The 291-nt window shown below is 45.0% G+C and carries 1 pseudogene; it reads left to right on the forward strand.

Going from position 1 to position 291, the window contains the following annotated elements:
• Nucleotides 1–291, forward strand: a pseudogene (locus AB5935_RS28085) (M13 family peptidase); the annotation flags it as partial.

Genomic DNA, 291 nt, shown 5'->3' on the forward strand with positions numbered 1-291 from the left:
AATTGTACCTCCAATGGGGATTGATAGATGCTGCCGCTTCTTATCTAAGCGATGATTTTGAAGCACAAAACTTCGACTTCTACAGTAGGACAATGTCTGGTAAGAAAGAAATGCAACCTCGCTGGAAACGTTCCGTGAGCACCGTAGATGGTGTACTTGGCGAAGTGGTAGGACAGATGTATGTAGAGAAGTACTTCCCGGCTGCTGCCAAAGAACGTATGGTTACACTGGTGAAGAACCTGCAAACTTCTTTGGGAGAACGTATCAAAGGTTTGGAATGGATGAGTGAAC

Origin of the sequence: Phocaeicola sp. RTP21198st1_B8_RTP21198_201120, from assembly GCF_040929485.1 — a bacterium.
In the GTDB taxonomy this organism is placed as follows: domain Bacteria; phylum Bacteroidota; class Bacteroidia; order Bacteroidales; family Bacteroidaceae; genus Phocaeicola; species Phocaeicola dorei.